The following is an 18,231-nucleotide window of genomic DNA, read 5'->3' as shown; positions in this document are numbered from 1 at the left end:
CAGCTATTTCCCCGGGCTTTTGACGGGACATGATACGAGCTAGCACGGCGCCCAGCAGACACATAGCGGTCGGCCGTCTGTCACCTCCATGGTCGATGCTGCACCGCTGCTCCCGGGGCTGATGTTGCTGTCGGCAGCGGCGAGTGTGGTCATCACCGCCTACCTCGTCGTCCGGCTCTGGCGTTCGACGCCGGCACCCGGAAGCCGCTCGTTCCTCCTGGTCGCCAGCTCGGCGGGCATCTGGTGTCTCGGCGTGGCACTGGTGCTGTGGGAGCCGACGGTGGAGGGGATGGCCGCGCTGTCGGTGGTCTCCTGGCTCGGGATGACGACACTCGCTGTCGCCTGGCCGGCGTTCGTTCTGGAGTACACCCGGTCGGTCGACGTGTTCCGCGCCCGGGTGCTCGGGCCGCTGGCGGCAGTGCCTGCTGCCACGTTCCTCGGTCTCTTCGTCGCGAACGACCTGCTGGTGAACGACGTCGGCCCGGAAAGTGTCGGCAGCCTCTCGACGCTCGACGGGACGCCCGGACCGCTGCTGGTCGTGTTCGTCCTCTACACCTACGTTGTGAACGTGGGGTCACTGGTGCTGTTGGCCCAGCACTACCGCGAAGCCGGCGAAAAGGTCCGCCCGCAGACGGGCGCGTTGCTCGTCGCCGGCGCGCTCCCGTTCACTATCAGCATCGGGAGCCTGCTCGGCGTGACCCCGTTCCAGCCGGTCGACCTGACCCCGTTCGTGTTCTCCGTGACGAACGTCATCGTGCTCGTCGCGCTGTTCCGCTACGAACTGTTCCGACTCGTCCCGGTCGCCCGGACCACGCTGGTCGAGGAGCTGACCGACGGTGTGCTCGTCGTCGCCCCCGACGGCCGCATCGTCGACGCCAACCCGACGGCGCGCTCGCTGCTCGGGGTGGACGACCTCGTCGGGCGCCGCGTCGACGACCTGCAGTACTACCTCGGCCTCGATACCGCCGCCGACACCACGTTCACGGTCGAGGAGCCGGATGGAACCCGCTACGTCGAGGTCACCGTCTCGAACATCCGCACGCCCGGGGAGGGCGTCACGGGCTCGCTCGTCGTGCTCCACGACGTGACCGAACAGCGCGAACGCGAGGCGCTGCTCGAGGAGACGAACGAGCGACTTGACGAGTTCGCCAGCGTCGTCAGCCACGACCTCCGGAACCCGCTCACCATCTCCCAGGGGTACGTCGACCTCCTCCGCGAGCGCCACGACGACCCCGAACTGGACGAGGTCGCCGACGCGAACGCCCGCATGGAGGAGATAATCGACGACACGCTCCGCCTCGCCCGCCTGGAGACCCAGGGGCTCGACGAGGAGTGGGTATCGCTCCACGCCGCGGCTGTCGACGCCTGGGAGCTCGTCGACACCGGCGACGCCACACTTGCCGTCGACGCGGACGACTCGGTGTACGCCGACCCCAGTCGGCTTCAGACCCTGCTCGAGAACTGCTTCCGGAACAGTGTCGAACACGGCTCGCCGGACCACGACACCGCTCTCACCGTCTCTGTCGGCGCGCTCGACGACGGGTTCTACGTCGCCGACGACGGTGTCGGCGTCCCCGATGCTGTCCGTGACGACCTCTTCGAGATGGGCGTCTCCGCCGACGAGGACGGCACCGGCTTCGGGCTGGCCATCGTCGACCGTACCGCCCGGGACCACGGCTGGACCGTCGAACTCGCCGAGGCGGACGGTGCGCGGTTCGAGGTGCATGGCGTCGACGTTCGCTCCTGAGGCGTCACCAGCGTCTCGCTGTTCGTACTGCCTTGCGACGAGCGGGAGAGTGCGGTGCGCCGCGGTTAGCTGTGACGTGTCTCGTCGAGCTCAGAACCCGTCTTCGAACCTGAAGGTGCCGTCGCGCTGGACGACTTCGCCGTCGACCTCGATGACGCTGTCCTCGCTCATATCGACGATCATGTCGACGTGGACGGCGGACTCGTTCCGCTCGTTCTCCTCGCCGACGTTGGCCTCGTAGGCGCGACCGACGGCCATGTGGACGGTGTCGCCCATCTTCTCGTCGAACAGCATGTTGTACGTGAACTGGTCGATGTCGCGGTTCATCCCGATGCCCAGCTCCCCGAGGCGGCGCGCGCCATCGTCGGCGTTCAGCACCTCGGTCAGCACGTCCTCGTTCTTCTCGGCGCTGTGCTCGACGACCTCGCCGTCCTCGAAGCGGAGATAGACGCCGGTTACCTCCCGTCCCTGATGGTACAGCGGCTTGTCGAACAGCACTTCGCCCTCCACGCTGTCGAGGACGGGTGCGGTGAACACCTCGCCGCCGGGCAGGTTGTGCTTGCCCGTGTCGTTGATGGTCGTGTTGCCCGCGATGGACATCGTCACGTCGGTCGTGTATCCAGAACTCGTAGAGTTCTGGCTGCTCGCCGAGGTTCCCTCGGCGCTGTCGCCGCTGACGATGCGGACCTCCTCGGCGGGGTCCAGAATCTCCACCATCTGTGCCTGGAACTCGCCCTGCTCGTCCCAGTCCTTGTTGACTGCGTCCCAGACGAAGTTCTCGTAGCCCTCGGTGCTCATCTCCGCGAGCTGGGCGTTCGCACCGGCGGGGTACTGCGTGAGCACCCAGCGCTTCGAGAGTCGCTCGTCGAGCAGCGGTTTCCGTGCTTTCCCGTACTCGCGGGAGACCGCCGGGTTGATGTCTGCGGTCTCGGTCACGTTCGCGTCGCCGCGGATGGCGATGTAGACGTCCATCTCCTCGAACAGCGCCATCTCGTGGCTCGGCAGCTCGAACTCGCCCTCGTGGTTGCGCAGGTACGCCCGTCGGAAGCGTGTCCCGGTGCGCTGGCTGACCGCCAGCGGATTCGCACCGACGTCGGCACACGTCTCGAACAGCGCCGTGACGAGGTCCTCGGCGACGGGGTGGGCGTCGATGACCACGTTGTCGCCGGGCTGGAGGGATGCGGAGTGCTCGGCGACGATACGTGCGTGCTCACGAACTCGTGGGTCCATACCGGTACTCGCGCCGGTGTTCGGTTATCGGTTTCGGTGCGAAACCCGGCGGAGAGAATCAGACCTCGGGCTTCCAGTCGTCGATACGCTCGGCGTAGGGCACGAACTTCTCGTGGGAGTCGTGCTTGAACACGCCGAGGATGGTCCCGTCGAGCTTCTGGACGTACGTGTAGAACTCGCCCGCGTCCTCGGCGTCGTGGACCATGCCGGGGGCGTGGCGCAGCTCGTACTGTGCGGCGACGAAGATGGCGGTCTCGGTCTCCGGATCGCGGTACTCGACGACGACGAACACGTTCCCGTCGACCTCGCGGCGGTACACCTCGTACTCGGGGAACTCTCTGTCCCCGAAGACCTCGGTGAACTCCTCGCCGTGGTTCGACGGCACGACGAACACCATCCCGAAGCGGTCGTCGTCGTCGTCGCCAGCCTCGCGGTGCTGTGTACCGGTGTTGCCGGCCATCATCGTGACTGTCTCCCAGCCAGCTTCCTCGCGTTCGTCCGCCAGCGCCTCCATGTCCTCGAGTGCGCCCTGCCAGGCACTCTTCAGGACATCGGCGTTGTTCGCGATGCGGTCGACGTACTCGTCGTCGTGTTCACTCTCAGGGACTTTGGGCATATCTGCATACACGAAACGAAGCCGGATAAGCGTGTCTGACCGTCTCAGGCGGCGACACTTACACCGCTGCGATGCCGAAGACGAACTCCATCGTCATCGAGGTGACGAGCATCAGCACCGCCGCCAGGAACTGCTTCGCGTACGTCGAGAACCGGTCGTCCGGGTTCACCTCGACCCACCGCATCGGCGGGAGCCAGCTGGCGAGGCGTTCGAGCCGGGTCGGCGACTGCGCGCCGACCGACCCGGACGCCTTCTTCTGCCGGTCGTCGCCGCTGGTTACGAACTCGTCTTTCGACTTCACCTTCGACGGCGAGTCCGGCCGCAGCTGGAACGACGCGTACGCGAGCAGCGCGAAGCCGACCCAGAACAGCACGAACTTGGTCCGGTACAGCGTCCCCTCCCCCGAGAGCTCGAAGAACGCCGACATCCCCGCGACTACGGCGACCAGTAGCACCGCGTACGCCAGGGCGTCCAGCGTCTTCCGACCGAGTCGGATCGCTCCGACTACCTCCGGGGGGCGGTCGCTCATCGCTTCTGTTTGAGCTTCTCGAACTCCGGCGCGGGGTCCTCGTACCGGTCGACGTGTCGGTGGCAGAAGCTCGTCCGGCCGTCGTCGCTGACGCTGTAGTGCTTCGGCCGGTCGGTGTCACAGATGCTGCCGAACTGGTCGAGCAGGTACTCCCGGGCCTTGTTGTCGTGGCCCTTCTCGACGAAGCTCGACGCCTCGCGGACGTGCTCTGCGACCTCCGTCGGCACGTCGACGTCGCCGAACAGCTCGTCCGTGATCTCCGTCACGTCGGAGAAGCGCGTCGACCGCCCGAGGAGTTCGCGGGCGTGGTCAGTGAGCGACCGGTCGGCACGGGTCCGCTCGCGGATGACCTCCCGGAAGACCTCGACACGCTGCCAGATGTCGTCGTCGATGTGCTGGTACTCGTCGGGCCGTATCTTGACCGGACAGCGCGTGCTGAACGGACAGCCGGTCGGCGGGTCGCGCGGGCTCGGCGGCGTCCCGCGCAGCGTGATGCGGTCCTTGGAGGCGGACGGGTCCGGCTCCGGAATCGCCGACAGCAGCGAGTGGGTGTACGGGTTTCCGGGGTTCTCGAACAGTCCGTCCGCCGGGCCGATCTCCATCAGGTTACCGAGGTACATCACCGCGACCCGGTCACAGATGTGCCGGACGACGCTCAGGTCGTGGGCGATGAACAGGTACGTCAGCCCGAACTCGTTCTGCAGGTCCTCCAGCAGGTTCAGGATCTTCGCCTGCACGGAGACGTCCAGCGCCGACACTGGCTCGTCGAGCACCAGGAAGTCCGGCTCGAGCGCGAGCGAGCGGGCGATACCCACGCGCTGGCGCTGCCCGCCCGAGAACTGGTGCGGGTAGCGATAGTAGTGCTCCGGACGCAGTCCGACGGTTTCGAGCAGTTCGCGGACGCGCTCTCGGCGCTCCCGCGGCGTCCCCCAGCTGTGGACGTCGAGCGGCTCGCGGATGATCTCGCCGACGGTCATCCGGTCGTTCAGGCTCGACTCGGGGTCCTGGAACACGATGCCCAGCTGCCGACCGCGGAGCCGTTTCAGTGCACGGCTCGGTGCCGCGGTCACGTCGACGTAGCCGCGCTCGACCTCGTAGACGCCGTTCTCGATGCGACCCTCCTGGATGAAGACGAAGTCCTTCTGGTCGAACAGGCCGAGCTTCGGGCCGAAGCCCTGGTCGATGACGTCGGAGACCTCCAGGCCGGTCTGCTGGACGAAGTCGGCGGCGTCGATCTCGGACGCGCTGACGTTCTCCCAGCCACGGTCCGGAGCGACGGCCTTCGGGCGGACCCCGTCGGCGAACAGCTTCGTCACCAGCTCGGTCGCGTCGTTGTCGGCGTACACCTCGCGGAGGTCGACGGTTCGCCGACCGTAGCTGTTCGCCATCTGCTCGACGACAGCCGGCTTCTGGAAGCGGCTCGTCCCGGCCGTGGCCTCCTCGAGCTGGACGAGCGTGCGCCCGAGCGTGGACTTGCCACAGCCGGACTCACCGACCAGGCCGAGCGTCTCGCCTTTCTTGATGTCGAAGCTCACGCCGTCGACCGCCTTCACCGGCTCGTCGGTGATGAGCCCGCCACCGGGGTAGTACGTCTTCAGGTTCCGTACCTGTATCATCGGCTCTGCCTGGACTGTCGACTGCGACTCGGACATCGCTTGCTTGCTCATTCAGGGCCACCTCCTTTTCCGCCTTTGGCTCGGTGAATCTCCAGTGCCTCGGTCTGCGGGACGTCCTCGGGATAGAGCAGACACGACGCCGTGTGGTTGGCTTCGTTCTCCCCGACCGAGACGGATTCGGGGTGTATCGCCTGGCATTCGTCGAACGCCTCGGGACAGCGTGGCGCGAAGCGACAGTACGTCGCCTCCTCGTTCGGCGTCGGCACGTCACCCTCGATGGTGACCAGCCGGTCGCCCTCCTGTCGGCCGGGAATCGAAGAGAGCAGCCCCTGCGTGTAGGGATGCTTCGGGTTGCCGAACAGCGACTCCGCGTCGGCCGTCTCGACGATCTCGCCGGCGTACATCACGTTCACGCGGTCGGAGATGTCGGCGATGACACCCATGTCGTGCGTGATGAACATGATGGACAGGCCACGTTCTTCCTGAATATCGGAGAGCAGCTCCAGAATCTGCGCCTGGATGGTCACGTCGAGTGCGGTCGTCGGCTCGTCACAGATGAGCAGTTCGGGCTCGCAGGCGAGCGCCATCGCGATGACCGCACGCTGGCGCATCCCACCGGAGAACTGGTGGGGGTACTCGCGGACCCGACGTCGGGCGTCGGGGATACCGACGGCTTCGAGCAGGTTGACGGCCTCCTGGGTCGCCTCCTGGCCCTGTAGCCCGCGGTGGAGGCTCAACGCCTCCTCGATCTGGTTCCCGACGGTGTAGACCGGGTTCAGCGACGACAGCGGGTCCTGGAACACCATCGCGATGTTCCCGCCGCGGAGCCGTCGGAGTTCTCGCTCGCCCGCACGCGTGATGTCGACGTAGCCGCGGTCGACGCGGACGCCGTCACCGGAGGTTCGCCCCTCCTCCACGAAGACGAAGTCGTCCGAATCGACGAGATTGAGCTCGTCGGCGTAGCCGGCGGCGATGACGTCGTCCCAGCCGACCGCGCCGTCGGCGACCATCTGGCGTGCGTTCACCTGCTCCGGCGGCAGGTCGGCGTACTTCTCGTGCTCGGTGAGCTCGTGTGGCTGTGCGCCGTGCTGGTCCATCGCGTCCTGGACCACGTTGGCGAGGCTCGACTTCTCCTCGAGCTCCCCGATGTCGACCGTTTTCCCCGTGTACGTGTTCGCGAAGCGCTCGACGGTCTCGGGGTCGCGGAACTGGATGGAGCTCCCGCGGAGCGTCCGTCCGGGGCTCTCGACGAGGCCCATGATCGAGCGCGCCGTCACCGACTTACCCGAGCCGGACTCGCCGACGATACCAACCGTCTCACCGTGGTCGATGTCGAAGCTGATGCCGTCGACCGCACGGATGACCTCCTTGTCCGTGAAGAAGGAGGTCTGGAGGTTCTTGATGCGGAGGATCGGCTCCTCCTTGTGGGTCTGCATCGACATCACCCACCACCCCCTGCGGCGGCGGCCTCGCCACTACCACTTCCCTCGGACTGCGGGTCGATGGCGTCACGGATACCGTCACCCAGCGCGTTGAAGCCGGTGACGACGAAGACGACCATCAGGCCCGGAATCGTGGCGATGTGCCACGAGACGGTGGTGACGTACGGCCGTCCGATGTTGACTGCACGACCCCACTCCGGCGTCGGCGGTGCGACGCCGAGGCCGAGGAACGAGAGTGCAGCGACGCTGATGATGATCCCACCGATGGTGAGCGACCCGTAGATGAGCAGGTAGCCCGCCACGTAGGGGAGCATGTGCTTTCGCATCGTGGCCGACGGTCGCTGACCGTAGGACTTGGCTGCGTCGATCCACTCCTCCTCGGACACCTGGAACGCGGGGCCACGGATGGCGCGCCACAGCGCCGGCCAGCCCGTGGCCGCGAAGATGAGTGCCAACAGGAACCCGCCGCTGTAGATGTTCGAGATGGGGTGACTCGAGAACACGACCGAGAGCAGGATGTAGACCAACAGCCCCGGGAGTGCCTGGATCGAGTCACTGGTGACGACGACGAGGAGGTCGGCGAGCCCCTTGTAGTACGCCGTCACCATCGCGAGCGCGGTCGCGACGAAACCGCTCAGCGCGATGGACAGCAAGCCGATGAACAGCGACACACGTGCGCCGTCGGCCATGAACGTGAACAAGTCCTTGCCGTTGGCGCGTTCAGACAGTGTCCCGATGGGGTGGAACCGACCGTAGTCGTCGTAGTTCATCACGCCGACGTTGCTGTCGGGCGTCCCCTGGGAGGCAGACTGCAGGTTCGCCGACCCGTGGGTGATCGTCTCCACCTGGCCGTTCTCGACGTACTGGAACTCGTGGCCGTACGGGTTGTAGATGTTCTGTGTGGTGGTGGTCGGTCCCATCGCGGGAGCGAACATCGCCAACACGAGGAACAGGAACACGATCACGAAGCCGAACTGGCCCCAGCGGTGGGTGCTCAGCCGGTCGACCATGTCGTCGCGCGGCGTCCAGTCGGCGAAGCGGTAGTGCCGCCTGAACGTCTTGTAGCCCTGCCAGACCCAGAGGAGCCAGACGAAGGCGTAGAGGTATATCGTGACCACGCGGATGGCCCACGCGGCGGCAGGGGAGAGACCGAGGAACGTGCCGTGGTACGAGCCGATGGCGATGCGTGCACCCAGAATCTCACTGCCAGCGGGATACTCGGCTGCGGCGCCTTCCGGCGGCAGGAACCCCTGATTCGGTATCAGGTCCCGGGAGAGCAGTGTCGGGATGTTCGCGACGATCCAGTCCGCGATGCCGGCCATCGTCTGTGCGAAGCCGTGGATCAGCTGCGCGAAGGTGGGCTCGCCGATGAGCGGGAGTGCGGGCAGGAACGCGAGCGGCTCGTACAGCAGGATGAGCCACAGCACCGCCAGCACTGCTCCGACGATGGAGCGCTCGAGTAAGTCCGCCGAGATGGGCAAGTCCTCGAGCCCGAGCGTCTCGACGATGCTGAACGGGACGAACGCCGCCTTGACGAAGACGGAGAACACCGCGAGGACGAGGAGTGCGCCCAGTGCGGACATCACCGTTCCGCCGGCGAAGCCGAGCGAGTCGTACATCGTGTCGACGTACCAGCCACCGATGTCCTGGCTTCCGCCGACGAGCGGGTTGATCTGCTCGCCGAACAGGATCAGCGCGTCGACGAAGGCGCCGAACTCCACCGCGAGGAGGAGCAGTGCGCCGCCGATCCAGATCAGTGCTGGCGTCGGGTTCGCGGCGATTCGACCGAAGAACGTTCTGTTCTGAGTTGCCTCGCTCATGTTATTCGTACCCCACTCGCGGGTCGATGATCGTGTAGAGGAAGTCCTGGAAGATGTTCATGAAGACGATGATGAGGATGAAGATGTACATCAACGAGCCGACCAGTGGCATGTCGCCATTGATGGCTGCCTGGAAGAACAGGTAGCCGATGCCGTTGATGGCGAAGATTGTTTCCATGATGACGGAGCCACCGATCAGCAGGAACGCCTCGTTCAGGATGATCGGGACCAGCGGGATGAGCGCGTTGCGGAAGACGTGCTTCCAGACGATCTTCTGTCGGGAGAGCCCCTTCGCGCGGGCAGTCTCGACGTACTTCGAGTTGATCGTCTCCAGCACCGCCGTCCGGCCCAGCCGCATCTCGTTGCCCATCGACGCCGAGCCGAGGACGATAGCGGGCGGGAGCACCATCTTCACTGCGCGCACGAACACCTCCCAGTCGAAGCTGAACAGGGAGATGGTCGTCCCGCCGATGGTGAACAGGTCGGTGCCGTTCGAGTTGTAGAAGTTCAGTGGCGGCGGCGTCCCGATGTTGTTGGTGACGAGCCAGGCGTCCCACTGGAAGTTGACGAGACCGAACGTCAGCATCTCGGAGTAGGTCCCGGACTGACTCAGCACCGAGTAGAAGATGACGCCGAGCCAGAAGTTCGGCATCGCGCGCCAGATGATGCCGCCGAAGGAGGCGAAGTAGTCACCCATCGTGTTCGGGTTGAGCCCGGCGTAGAAGCCGAGCGGGATGCCGATGAACAGCGGGATGAGCACCGACCAGAAGCCCAGCCAGAGCGTTCGCGGGGCGTGCTGGACGATGAGCGTCATCGCCTTGGTGTTCTCCTGGATGACGTAGGAGTTCCCGAGGTCGAACGTGAACAGGCCGACCATGTATTCGATGTACTGTCCCCACAACGGCCGGTTCAGTCCGAGCTGCTCTTCGACCCGCGCGTACTGCGACGGCGGGGTGTTTGGACCGAGGATGGCCGCAACCGGGTCGAGTGGACCCAGTCGAATGATTGCGAACGTGATTGTCACGCCGAACAGCACCACAGGGACTGCCAGGAGGAGTCTGCGGGCGAAGTACCCCCAGCGACTCATGGCGTGTCCCTCCGGTGAGCCACTTCCATCACCATTGTTCTACTGGTAGTGTATTTCGCACCCATGGTTATGTCTTGCGTTCCTCAACTGTCGTATTTCCGGACGTAGCAAGGGCTATGCGCCCGAAAAATGAAAAATCCGATACGGGACCGAAACCCGATTTAGCTGCGGTCGTTCAGGTAGACGTTGTTGAGCTTCTGGCGGCTGCCGCCACCGGCGCCGACGCGCGGCATGTCGACCCAGTCGTAGGCCATGCGCTCGTCTGCGCGGTGGTAGGCGGGCAGCAGGATCATGTCGTCCCACAGCGCCTCCTCCATCTCGACGTAGGCTTCGTTACGAATCTGCTGGGCATCCTCGGTCGGGGCCGGGTTGTTCTTGATGCGGTCCCAGGCGTCAGACGCACGCTGCGGTGCGTCCGATTCGGAGTCGTCCCAGTCCAGGTAGAAGCCCTGTGCACCGCCCTCCTGGTCGGTGTTCGTGAGCTCCGGGACGGCCTGGCCGAGGAAGTTGTCCGGCGCGGGCCAGTCCATGACCCACCCGAGCGAGTAGGCGCCGAGGTTCCCGTTACGGCCGCGGTTGAGCAGCGTCGAGAACGGTGCCTCCTCGAGCTGGAGGTTGACGTGGGCGTTCGCGAGCTTGTCGCGGAGGATGGTGCCCAGTCCCTGCCAGGTGTCGGACTCGTAGGTGGTCAGCGTGACCTCGTACTTGTTGTTCGGACCGTAGCCGGCGTCCTCCATCACCTGACGGGCCTCGCCGAGGAGTGTCTCGTTGTAGCCGTAGGGATAGCGCTCTTCGGCGTGGGCCTTGTAGGCCTCGGCCTGACCGGGGTAGATACCCGGCGGCGTGAGGTGGTACGCGGCCGTGCCGCGACCCTTGAACACTTCGTCGACACCCTCTTCCTGGTTCATCGCGTAGGCCATGGCCTTGCGGGCCGGGGCCTCGACGTTCTTCGCGTTCAGACCGAGGTAGAACGTGTTGATGGTCGAGTACTTGAGGTACTGGGCCGTCTCGCCGTTCCGCATCGGACCGTAGGTACCGATCTCGCGGCCCTTGGAGTCCGTCTGCTCGACGGAGACCAGGCTCGGGTCGTACTGCGATGTCGGCATCGACACGAGGTCGGAGTTCTTGTTCTGCCCGTAGTTGTACGAAGCGTCTGGGTCCGTGATGACCTGCCAGTGGACACCGGCGACGTGCGGGACCGGGCCGTGGTAGTCCTCGTTGCGGACGATGTCACACGAGGTGTTGGTCTCCCAGCTCTCGAACTCGAACGGACCTGCGCCGATCGGGTTGTTGCGTGCGAAGTCCTCGTACGCCATCTCGCCCTCGTAGTCCCCGTGGTCACCGACGATGCCCTCCGGAATCGCGGAGAACGAGGTGTAGGCGAGCATCTCGAGCGTGGACGCGAACGGCGTCTCAAGGCTGAGCTCGAGGGTCTTGTCGTCGACGGCCGTCGCACCGAGCGAGCCCCACTCGTAGTTGCCGTCGCCGTCGGTCTCCTGCTCGATGCCCATCGCGCCGCTCGCCGTGAAGTACTGACGGCGGCTGTTGGACGAGCCCGCGAGACGCTCGAAGGAGTAGATGAAGTCCTGTGCGGTGACCTCGTCACCGTTGTGGAACTGGGCGTCCTCCTTGATGTTGAATGTGTACGTCGTGAAGTCGTCGGAGACCTCGTAGTCGGCGGCGAGGAGTGGAACGACCTCGATCTCGCCGTTCGGGTAGTTCATCAGCGCGTCGAAGACGTTCTGAATGACCGTCCCTGACGCGGTGTCCGTCGCGGCCACCGGGTCGAGCGTGCTCATCGTGGAGTTGATGAGCTGGAACGTCTTGTCGAGGAGCTCGCGGTCCTCACCCGTGTCTCGGGTTGTCTGCTCCGTCGCGGTATCCATCGATTCGGTGTCCGCGGGCGTGTCGGTACTGTCTCCGTCATCGCCACCGCCGAGACATCCCGCGACTGCAACTGCAGAAGCTGTGCCACCGGTCGCCTTCAGGAAGCGACGGCGGTCAATGCTGGTATTGTCTGTCATCCCACGCACCCCTTTTGGGACGATATGGTTAAAATTACCGTTTAGGTCTGTGGCCGTTTTACATACCCTAACGTTTAAGTGAGATTCGCTTCGTCACACGGTTTTTCTACACGAGCATGTCAACTGCCAGCACGGCAATGTTGCTGGTACGGGTGCATTAAAGTACGCCTTCTCAGCGCGGAGCTCGTCGAACACCGTCCGACCGTATCGGGGGACGAGGGTTACCTACGACGAGCCCTTCGCGTGCGAGACGAGTAAACCAGAGTACTGATTCGACGCGTTTATCAGTGGGCATGAGAGAGAGACTCATATGGCAGCATCCGAGCCAGGTTCGTCGGAGTTCCCCGACGAGCGCGATGTCGTAGCGTCTGTCGATGGTGAAGGCTCCGCTCAGGAGTACGTCATCGCAGACATCACAGAGGATGGAGCCTGGCTCTCCATGCAGGCGGAAGACGCACCCGACCTCCCGGCCTGGCGATAACGTCGACCTGACTTTCTCGCGACGCAGCACCGACCAGCCGTGGCTCCGGCCACGTCGATGACACTACCTTTTTGCCGTCGACCCCCCTTCACGGGGATATGCACTACCGGGAGGTCGCCACCGAGCGGGAGTTCCTGTGCCGGCTGGACACCGGCGGCGACTGGCGCGCGCAGCTCGAGACGCTGGCTGCGGACGAGGGAATCGAGGCCGCCTGGTTTACCGGGCTCGGCGCGGTCCAGGACGCCGAAGTCTGGTTCTACGACCAGGAGACCTGCGAGTACGACGCGGTGACGTTCGACGAGCCCCTGGAAGTCGCGGCCTGTGTCGGGAACGTCGCCGACCTCGACGGCGAGCCGTTCGCACACACCCACGCCGTGCTCTCGCGACCGAGCGGCGGCGCGCTCGCCGGGCATCTGAACGCCGCGACCGTCTGGGCCGGCGAGCTGTACGTCCGTGCGTTCGAGGACCCACTCGTCCGCGAGCACGACGAGACCACCGATCTGGACCTCTGGCTATAATGCGGGAGGCAGACGAGCGCTACTTCGAACGGATCGAATCGCGTCTCGACGAGGCGTTCGACCTCGCACAGCGTGCGAAGGCGACCGGCGGGGACCCCGAGCCCGAGGTGGAGATTCCGACCGCCCGCGACATGGCCGACCGCGTCGAGAACATCCTCGGCATCGACGGCGTCGCCGAGCGAGTGCGCGAACTCGAGGGCGAGATGTCCCGCGAGGAGGCCGCGCTCGAACTCGTCGAGGACTTCGTCGAAGGGAGCGTCGGCGACTACGAGTCCCGCGAGGGGAAAGTCGAGGGCGCCGTCCGGACCGCCGTCGCCCTGCTCACCGAGGGCGTCGTCGCGGCCCCCATCGAGGGTATCGACCGTGTCGAACTGCTGGAGAACGACGACGGCACCGAGTTCATCAACGTCTACTACGCGGGGCCCATCCGCTCCGCGGGTGGCACCGCACAGGCGCTCTCGGTACTGGTCGCCGATTACGCCCGCGCCCTGCTCGACATCGACCAGTTCAAGGCCCGCGGCGACGAGATAGAGCGGTACGCCGAGGAGGTCGCGCTGTACGACAAGGAGACCGGGCTCCAGTACTCGCCGAAGGACAAGGAGACGAAGTTCATCGCCGAGCACATGCCCATCATGCTCGACGGGGAGGCGACCGGCGACGAGGAGGTCTCCGGCTTCCGCGACCTCGAACGCGTCGACACCAACTCCGCCCGTGGCGGGATGTGCCTCGTCCTCGCGGAGGGTATCGCGCTGAAGGCCCCGAAGATCCAGCGCTACACGAAGAACCTGGACGAGGTCGACTGGCCGTGGCTCCAGGACCTCATCGACGGCACGTACTACGACGACGAGAGCGGCGACGCGGGCGACGAGGCCGAAGGCGACGACGGGGACGACGCTGAGGCCGACGCCGGCGACGACGGTGGCGGTGAGAGCGAGACGGACGACGGCCCGACCGGCCCGCCCCGCGTCGAGAAGAGCCAGAAGTTCCTGCGTGACCTCATCGCCGGCCGGCCCGTCTTCAGCCACCCTTGCGAGTCGGGCGGCTTCCGGCTGCGCTACGGCCGGGCGCGCAACCACGGCTTCGCGACCGCCGGCGTCCACCCTGCGACGATGCACCTCGTCGACGACTTCCTCGCGACGGGAACCCAGATCAAGACCGAACGACCCGGCAAGGCCGCCGGCGTCGTCCCCGTCGACTCCATCGAGGGGCCGACAGTCCGGCTGGCAAACGGCGACGTGCGCCAAGTCGACGACCCCGAGGAGGCACTCGAGATACGCAACGGCGTCGAGCGCATCCTCGACCTCGGCGAGTACCTGGTCAACTACGGCGAGTTCGTCGAGAACAACCACCCCCTCGCCCCAGCCTCCTACACCGTCGAGTGGTGGCGCGGCGAGCTCGCCGACGCCGGCGCGGACGTTCAGGCCCTCCGCGACTCCCCGCACGTCAACCTCGACGACCCCAGCGCCGAGCAGGCGCTCGAGTGGACGGCCGAGTACGACGCGCCGCTCCACCCGGTGTACACCTACGTCTGGCACGACATCTCCGTCGCTGCCTTCGACGAGCTCGCCGACGCCGTCGCCGACGGCTACATCGAGGACGGCACCCTGCACGTCCCCCGGCGTGGCGAGGTCCGGGAGACGGTCGAGACGCTGCTGAAACCGCACCACCAGAACGACGACGAACTCCTCGTCCGCGACTACGTCCCCTTCCTGCGGAGCCTCGGCATCGACGAGGAGCTGCACCGCACCTGGACGCTCTCCGACCTCTCCGACCGGGCGCTGACCTGGGGAACAAGCGACGACACGGTCGACGCCGGACAGGACGCCGAGCCGACCGACCACGACGACGACCGACCGCCCGGCACCAACGCCATCGAGGCCGTCAACGAGGTCGCCCCGTTCACCGTCCGCGAGCGTGCCCCTACCCGGATCGGCAACCGGATGGGCCGCCCCGAGAAATCCGAGTCCCGGGACCTCTCGCCCGCCGTCCACACCCTGTTCCCCGTCGGCGAGGCCGGCGGTAGCCAGCGCTCGGTCGCCGAAGGGGCGAAACACGCTCCCGACATGCGCTCGACCCCCGGCCGCATCGAGGCCCAGGTCGGCACCCGCGAGTGCACCGGCTGCGGCGAGCAGACATTCGAGACGCGCTGTCCGGACTGCGGCGAGCGCACCGAGCCGTACTACTTCTGCCCCGACTGCGAGCAGGAGCTCGAACCCGACGACGCCGGCCGTGTGTACTGCGACCGCTGCGAGGTCGACGGCACCAGCGTCGAGTTCCACGAGATCGACCTCAAGTCGCAGTACTGGGACGCCATGGACGAGGTCGGCGAACGCGAGAACTCCTTCGAGATTCTCAAGGGCGTCAAGGGGCTCTCCTCGACGAATAAGACGCCCGAGCCAATGGCCAAGGGCGTCCTCCGCGCGAAACACGGCGTCACCGCGTTCAAGGACGGCACCGTCCGCTACGACATGACCGACCTCCCGGTCACCGCCGTCCGCGCCACCGAGCTGGACGTCACCGCCGACCAGCTCCGCGCGCTGGGCTACGAGACCGACGTCCACGGCGACGAGCTCCGTCACGACGACCAGCTCGTCGAGCTGAAGGTACAGGATATCGTGCTCTCCGACGGCGCGGCCGAGCACATGCTCAAGACCGCCGACTTCGTCGACGACCTCCTCGAGTCCTACTACGGCCTCGAACCGTTCTACGAGATGGACGAGCGCGAGGAGCTCGTCGGCGAGCTCGTCTTCGGGATGGCTCCCCACACCTCCGCCGCGACGGTCGGGCGCGTCGTCGGGTTCACGAGCGCGGCAGTCGGGTACGCACATCCGTACTTTCATGCGGCGAAGCGCCGGAACTGCTTCCACCCGGAGACGAAGATCTGGTTCGAGGACGAGGACGGCGAGACGCACTACGACGAGATTCGGTCGTTCGTCGAGGAGCGTTTGGAGCCCGAGTCCGCCGAGGAGGACGACTTCGGGACGCTCGTGCAGGAACTCGATGGGAACGTGTTCGTGCCGAGTATCGACGCAGACGGTGCGAACGTTCGGAGACCTGTCGATTCCATCTCGAAGCATCGAGCGGTGGAGCACATGGTTCAAATCACGACTAGGAGTGGACGGGAAATCGAGGTGACGCCCGACCATACGATGCAACGCTGGAATGACGGCATTGAGTCTGTTGCTGCGAGTTCAGTCTCCGAAGGCGACCAGCTCCCGTTACCTGAGGAAATCGGTTTCGACGGTCGAGAGCAGGAGTTTGACCTGCTTGAAGAACTGTTCACGGTCGACTTGCTTCCGAACGAGGACTTAGTTATCCGTGACATCGGAGAGGAGAACCTGAAACAACTGCTGGACGATGCAACGACTGGCCCCGGCTACTGCAAATCCACCGCAGAAACGTTGGGTGTCAGTCAATCGACCGTCTACAATTGGGTCTCACGGAACAGTATACCCGTCTCGGTTCTGGCAGAGTTACTCGGGACGGAGAATCTGGCTGAGCAGGTTCCGGACGATGTTAGACTTGGCGTTCGCCGCGACTCCACCAGCGTCGACCGGCATATACACGTCTCAGAAGACCTCGGACTGCTTCTCGGGTACTACGCGGCTGAGGGGTTCTCCAGAAAGGAAGCCGGATCATACTATCAGACGACTATCTGTACGCCGGACGCCAAGGTTCGCGACCAGATTATCGAGACTTTCGAGCAGTCTTTTGGCGTCGAAGCTTTCGAGGAGAACGAATGGAAAGTCACGGTCTCGAACCGCATCATAGCAACCGTTTTCGAGGAGGTATTCGAAGCTGGTACTCGGGCGGAAACGAAGTCCATCCCCGACTGCGTAATCTCGTCACCGAAACCGGTCGTCCGTGGCTTCCTCAGGGGTTACTTCAGTGGGGATGGCTCTACGTCTTCGGACCGCGTCGACATCAGGGCCCACACTATCAGTAACTCGCTCGCTGAGGATCTCCTAGCTGCTCTCAAGCGGTTCGGCATCTCGGCGACCCGTTACACTGAATCTCGGACGATAGACACCGGTGTGGTTGCGGAGTTTTACGACGGCTCACCGGAGTTCGAAACCAACGTTCTGAAGATTACATCGGAGAACGCAGTCCGATTCTCGGAGCGGATCGGCTTCCACCTCGACCGAAAGGAGGAGACGCTGAACGAAGTGATCGAGTCGACCGAGATTCGCTCGCAGCGGCTATTCGGTGACGGTGGCGATGTGCTGCTCGACGAGGTCACCGATGTTCAGTACGTGGAATCTGAGATCGACCACACGTACTGCCTCACTGTCGAAGAAACGCACACGTTGGTCACGAACGACCTGTTCAGTGGCCAGTGCGACGGCGACGAGGACTGCGTCATGCTCCTGCTCGACGGCCTGCTCAACTTCTCGAAGGCGTTCCTGCCGGACCAGCGGGGCGGGAAGATGGACGCGCCGCTCGTCATGTCCAGCCGCATCGACCCCTCCGAGATCGACGACGAGGCGCACAACATGGACATCATGTGGGAGTACCCGACCGAGTTCTACGAGGCGACCCGGGAGATGGCGGACCCGGAGGCGGTCGAGGACATCATGAAGATAGCCGAGGAGACGCTCGGCACGGAGCGGGAGTACACCGACTTCGCACACACGCACGACACCACGGACATCCACATGGGGCCGGCGCTGTCGGCGTACAAGACGCTGGGCTCGATGCAGGACAAGATGGACGCCCAGCTACACCTCTCGCGGAAGCTCCGGGCGGTCGACGAGACGGACGTGGCCGAGCGAATCATCGAGTACCACTTCCTGCCGGACCTCATCGGGAACCTGCGGGCGTTCTCGCGGCAGGAGACGCGGTGTCTGGACTGCGGGGAGAAGTATCGACGGATGCCGCTGACCGGCGACTGCCGGGAGTGTGGTGGCCGGGTGAACCTCACGGTCCACCAGGGGTCGGTCAACAAGTACATGCAGACGGCGCTGATGGTGGCCGAGGAGTTCGGCTGCCGGCCGTACACCGTCCAGCGGCTGGAGAAGCTGGAGAAGGCGCTCTCGTCGGTGTTCGAGGACGACACGAACCGCCAGACGGGCATCGCGGACTTCATGTAAGGCAGAGGGGCATGTTGGCAGCCACCGTGGG

12 protein-coding genes are annotated in these 18,231 nt (G+C 65.1%); 4 read left to right on the top strand and 8 right to left on the bottom strand.

All coding sequences use genetic code 11. The features are described from left to right. Positions 1-88 precede the first annotated feature (88 nt). Entirely contained in the window at positions 89-1,747 is a 1,659-nt protein-coding gene (locus tag NO978_RS09150; protein WP_257299286.1) for a histidine kinase N-terminal 7TM domain-containing protein, read from the top strand. 90 nt (positions 1,748-1,837) lie between these two features. Here the strand turns inward: NO978_RS09150 and NO978_RS09145 are convergent, their stop codons facing one another. The 8 genes from NO978_RS09145 to NO978_RS09105 all read right to left on the bottom strand — a co-directional run bounded on the left by NO978_RS09145 (position 1,838) and on the right by NO978_RS09105 (position 12,111). After that, entirely contained in the window at positions 1,838-2,977 is a 1,140-nt protein-coding gene (locus NO978_RS09145) for an aminopeptidase (RefSeq protein WP_257299285.1), read from the bottom strand. A 58-nt stretch (positions 2,978-3,035) separates the two neighbouring features. Next, positions 3,036-3,593, bottom strand: a complete 558-nt coding sequence (locus NO978_RS09140; protein WP_257299284.1) for a hypothetical protein — start codon at positions 3,591-3,593, stop codon at positions 3,036-3,038. Between the two features lie 58 nt (positions 3,594-3,651). Next, entirely contained in the window at positions 3,652-4,122 is a 471-nt protein-coding gene (locus NO978_RS09135) for a hypothetical protein (protein ID WP_257299283.1), read from the bottom strand. Next, positions 4,119-5,789, bottom strand: coding sequence for an ABC transporter ATP-binding protein (locus NO978_RS09130; protein ID WP_303647252.1), 1,671 nt, complete (start codon positions 5,787-5,789; stop codon positions 4,119-4,121). The genes NO978_RS09135 and NO978_RS09130 overlap by 4 nt, the downstream gene beginning before the upstream one ends. Beyond that, the gene (locus NO978_RS09120; protein ID WP_257299282.1) at positions 5,786-7,180 is read right to left on the bottom strand and encodes an ABC transporter ATP-binding protein; all 1,395 of its coding nucleotides are present in this window, start codon (positions 7,178-7,180) and stop codon (positions 5,786-5,788) included. Before NO978_RS09120 ends, NO978_RS09130 begins: the two co-directional genes overlap by 4 nt. Further along, entirely contained in the window at positions 7,180-9,000 is a 1,821-nt protein-coding gene (locus NO978_RS09115) for an ABC transporter permease (RefSeq protein ID WP_257299281.1), read from the bottom strand. The genes NO978_RS09120 and NO978_RS09115 overlap by 1 nt, the downstream gene beginning before the upstream one ends. A 1-nt stretch (position 9,001) precedes the next feature. Beyond that, positions 9,002-10,087, bottom strand: coding sequence for an ABC transporter permease (locus NO978_RS09110; protein ID WP_257299280.1), 1,086 nt, complete (start codon positions 10,085-10,087; stop codon positions 9,002-9,004). Positions 10,088-10,248: 161 nt separating this feature from the next. Continuing rightward, entirely contained in the window at positions 10,249-12,111 is a 1,863-nt protein-coding gene (locus NO978_RS09105; RefSeq protein WP_257299279.1) for an ABC transporter substrate-binding protein, read from the bottom strand. 310 nt (positions 12,112-12,421) lie between these two features. Between NO978_RS09105 and NO978_RS09100 the strand changes: the two genes are divergently transcribed. The 3 genes from NO978_RS09100 (at position 12,422) to NO978_RS09090 (ending at position 18,200) form a co-directional block, all read left to right on the top strand. Further along, entirely contained in the window at positions 12,422-12,592 is a 171-nt protein-coding gene (locus tag NO978_RS09100; RefSeq protein WP_175526334.1) for a hypothetical protein, read from the top strand. A gap of 98 nt (positions 12,593-12,690) precedes the next feature. Beyond that, complete coding sequence (locus NO978_RS09095; RefSeq protein ID WP_257299278.1) at positions 12,691-13,110, top strand: PPC domain-containing DNA-binding protein; 420 nt, start codon at positions 12,691-12,693, stop codon at positions 13,108-13,110. Continuing rightward, complete coding sequence (locus tag NO978_RS09090) at positions 13,110-18,200, top strand: LAGLIDADG family homing endonuclease (protein WP_257299277.1); 5,091 nt, start codon at positions 13,110-13,112, stop codon at positions 18,198-18,200. The genes NO978_RS09095 and NO978_RS09090 overlap by 1 nt, the downstream gene beginning before the upstream one ends. The last annotated feature ends 31 nt before the right edge of the window (positions 18,201-18,231 follow it).

This window comes from Haloarchaeobius sp. FL176, assembly GCF_024609245.1.
Taxonomy (GTDB): Archaea; Halobacteriota; Halobacteria; order Halobacteriales; family Natrialbaceae; genus Haloarchaeobius.
The sequence above is the reverse complement of the archived record's forward strand: the minus strand, read 5'-3'. Positions and strand labels throughout refer to the sequence as shown.

What these genes read in the sequence shown, in the direction of transcription:
- NO978_RS09145 (WP_257299285.1), bottom strand. Translation starts at nt 2,977, where the DNA reads ATGGACCCACGAGTTCGTGAGCACGCACGTATCGTCGCCGAGCACTCC.
- NO978_RS09120 (WP_257299282.1), bottom strand. Translation starts at nt 7,180, where the DNA reads ATGTCGATGCAGACCCACAAGGAGGAGCCGATCCTCCGCATCAAGAAC.
- NO978_RS09130 (WP_303647252.1), bottom strand. Translation starts at nt 5,789, where the DNA reads ATGAGCAAGCAAGCGATGTCCGAGTCGCAGTCGACAGTCCAGGCAGAG.
- NO978_RS09115 (WP_257299281.1), bottom strand. Translation starts at nt 9,000, where the DNA reads ATGAGCGAGGCAACTCAGAACAGAACGTTCTTCGGTCGAATCGCCGCG.
- NO978_RS09150 (WP_257299286.1), top strand. Translation starts at nt 89, where the DNA reads ATGGTCGATGCTGCACCGCTGCTCCCGGGGCTGATGTTGCTGTCGGCA.
- NO978_RS09100 (WP_175526334.1), top strand. Translation starts at nt 12,422, where the DNA reads ATGGCAGCATCCGAGCCAGGTTCGTCGGAGTTCCCCGACGAGCGCGAT.
- NO978_RS09140 (WP_257299284.1), bottom strand. Translation starts at nt 3,593, where the DNA reads ATGCCCAAAGTCCCTGAGAGTGAACACGACGACGAGTACGTCGACCGC.
- NO978_RS09135 (WP_257299283.1), bottom strand. Translation starts at nt 4,122, where the DNA reads ATGAGCGACCGCCCCCCGGAGGTAGTCGGAGCGATCCGACTCGGTCGG.
- NO978_RS09110 (WP_257299280.1), bottom strand. Translation starts at nt 10,087, where the DNA reads ATGAGTCGCTGGGGGTACTTCGCCCGCAGACTCCTCCTGGCAGTCCCT.
- NO978_RS09090 (WP_257299277.1), top strand. Translation starts at nt 13,110, where the DNA reads ATGCGGGAGGCAGACGAGCGCTACTTCGAACGGATCGAATCGCGTCTC.
- NO978_RS09105 (WP_257299279.1), bottom strand. Translation starts at nt 12,111, where the DNA reads ATGACAGACAATACCAGCATTGACCGCCGTCGCTTCCTGAAGGCGACC.
- NO978_RS09095 (WP_257299278.1), top strand. Translation starts at nt 12,691, where the DNA reads ATGCACTACCGGGAGGTCGCCACCGAGCGGGAGTTCCTGTGCCGGCTG.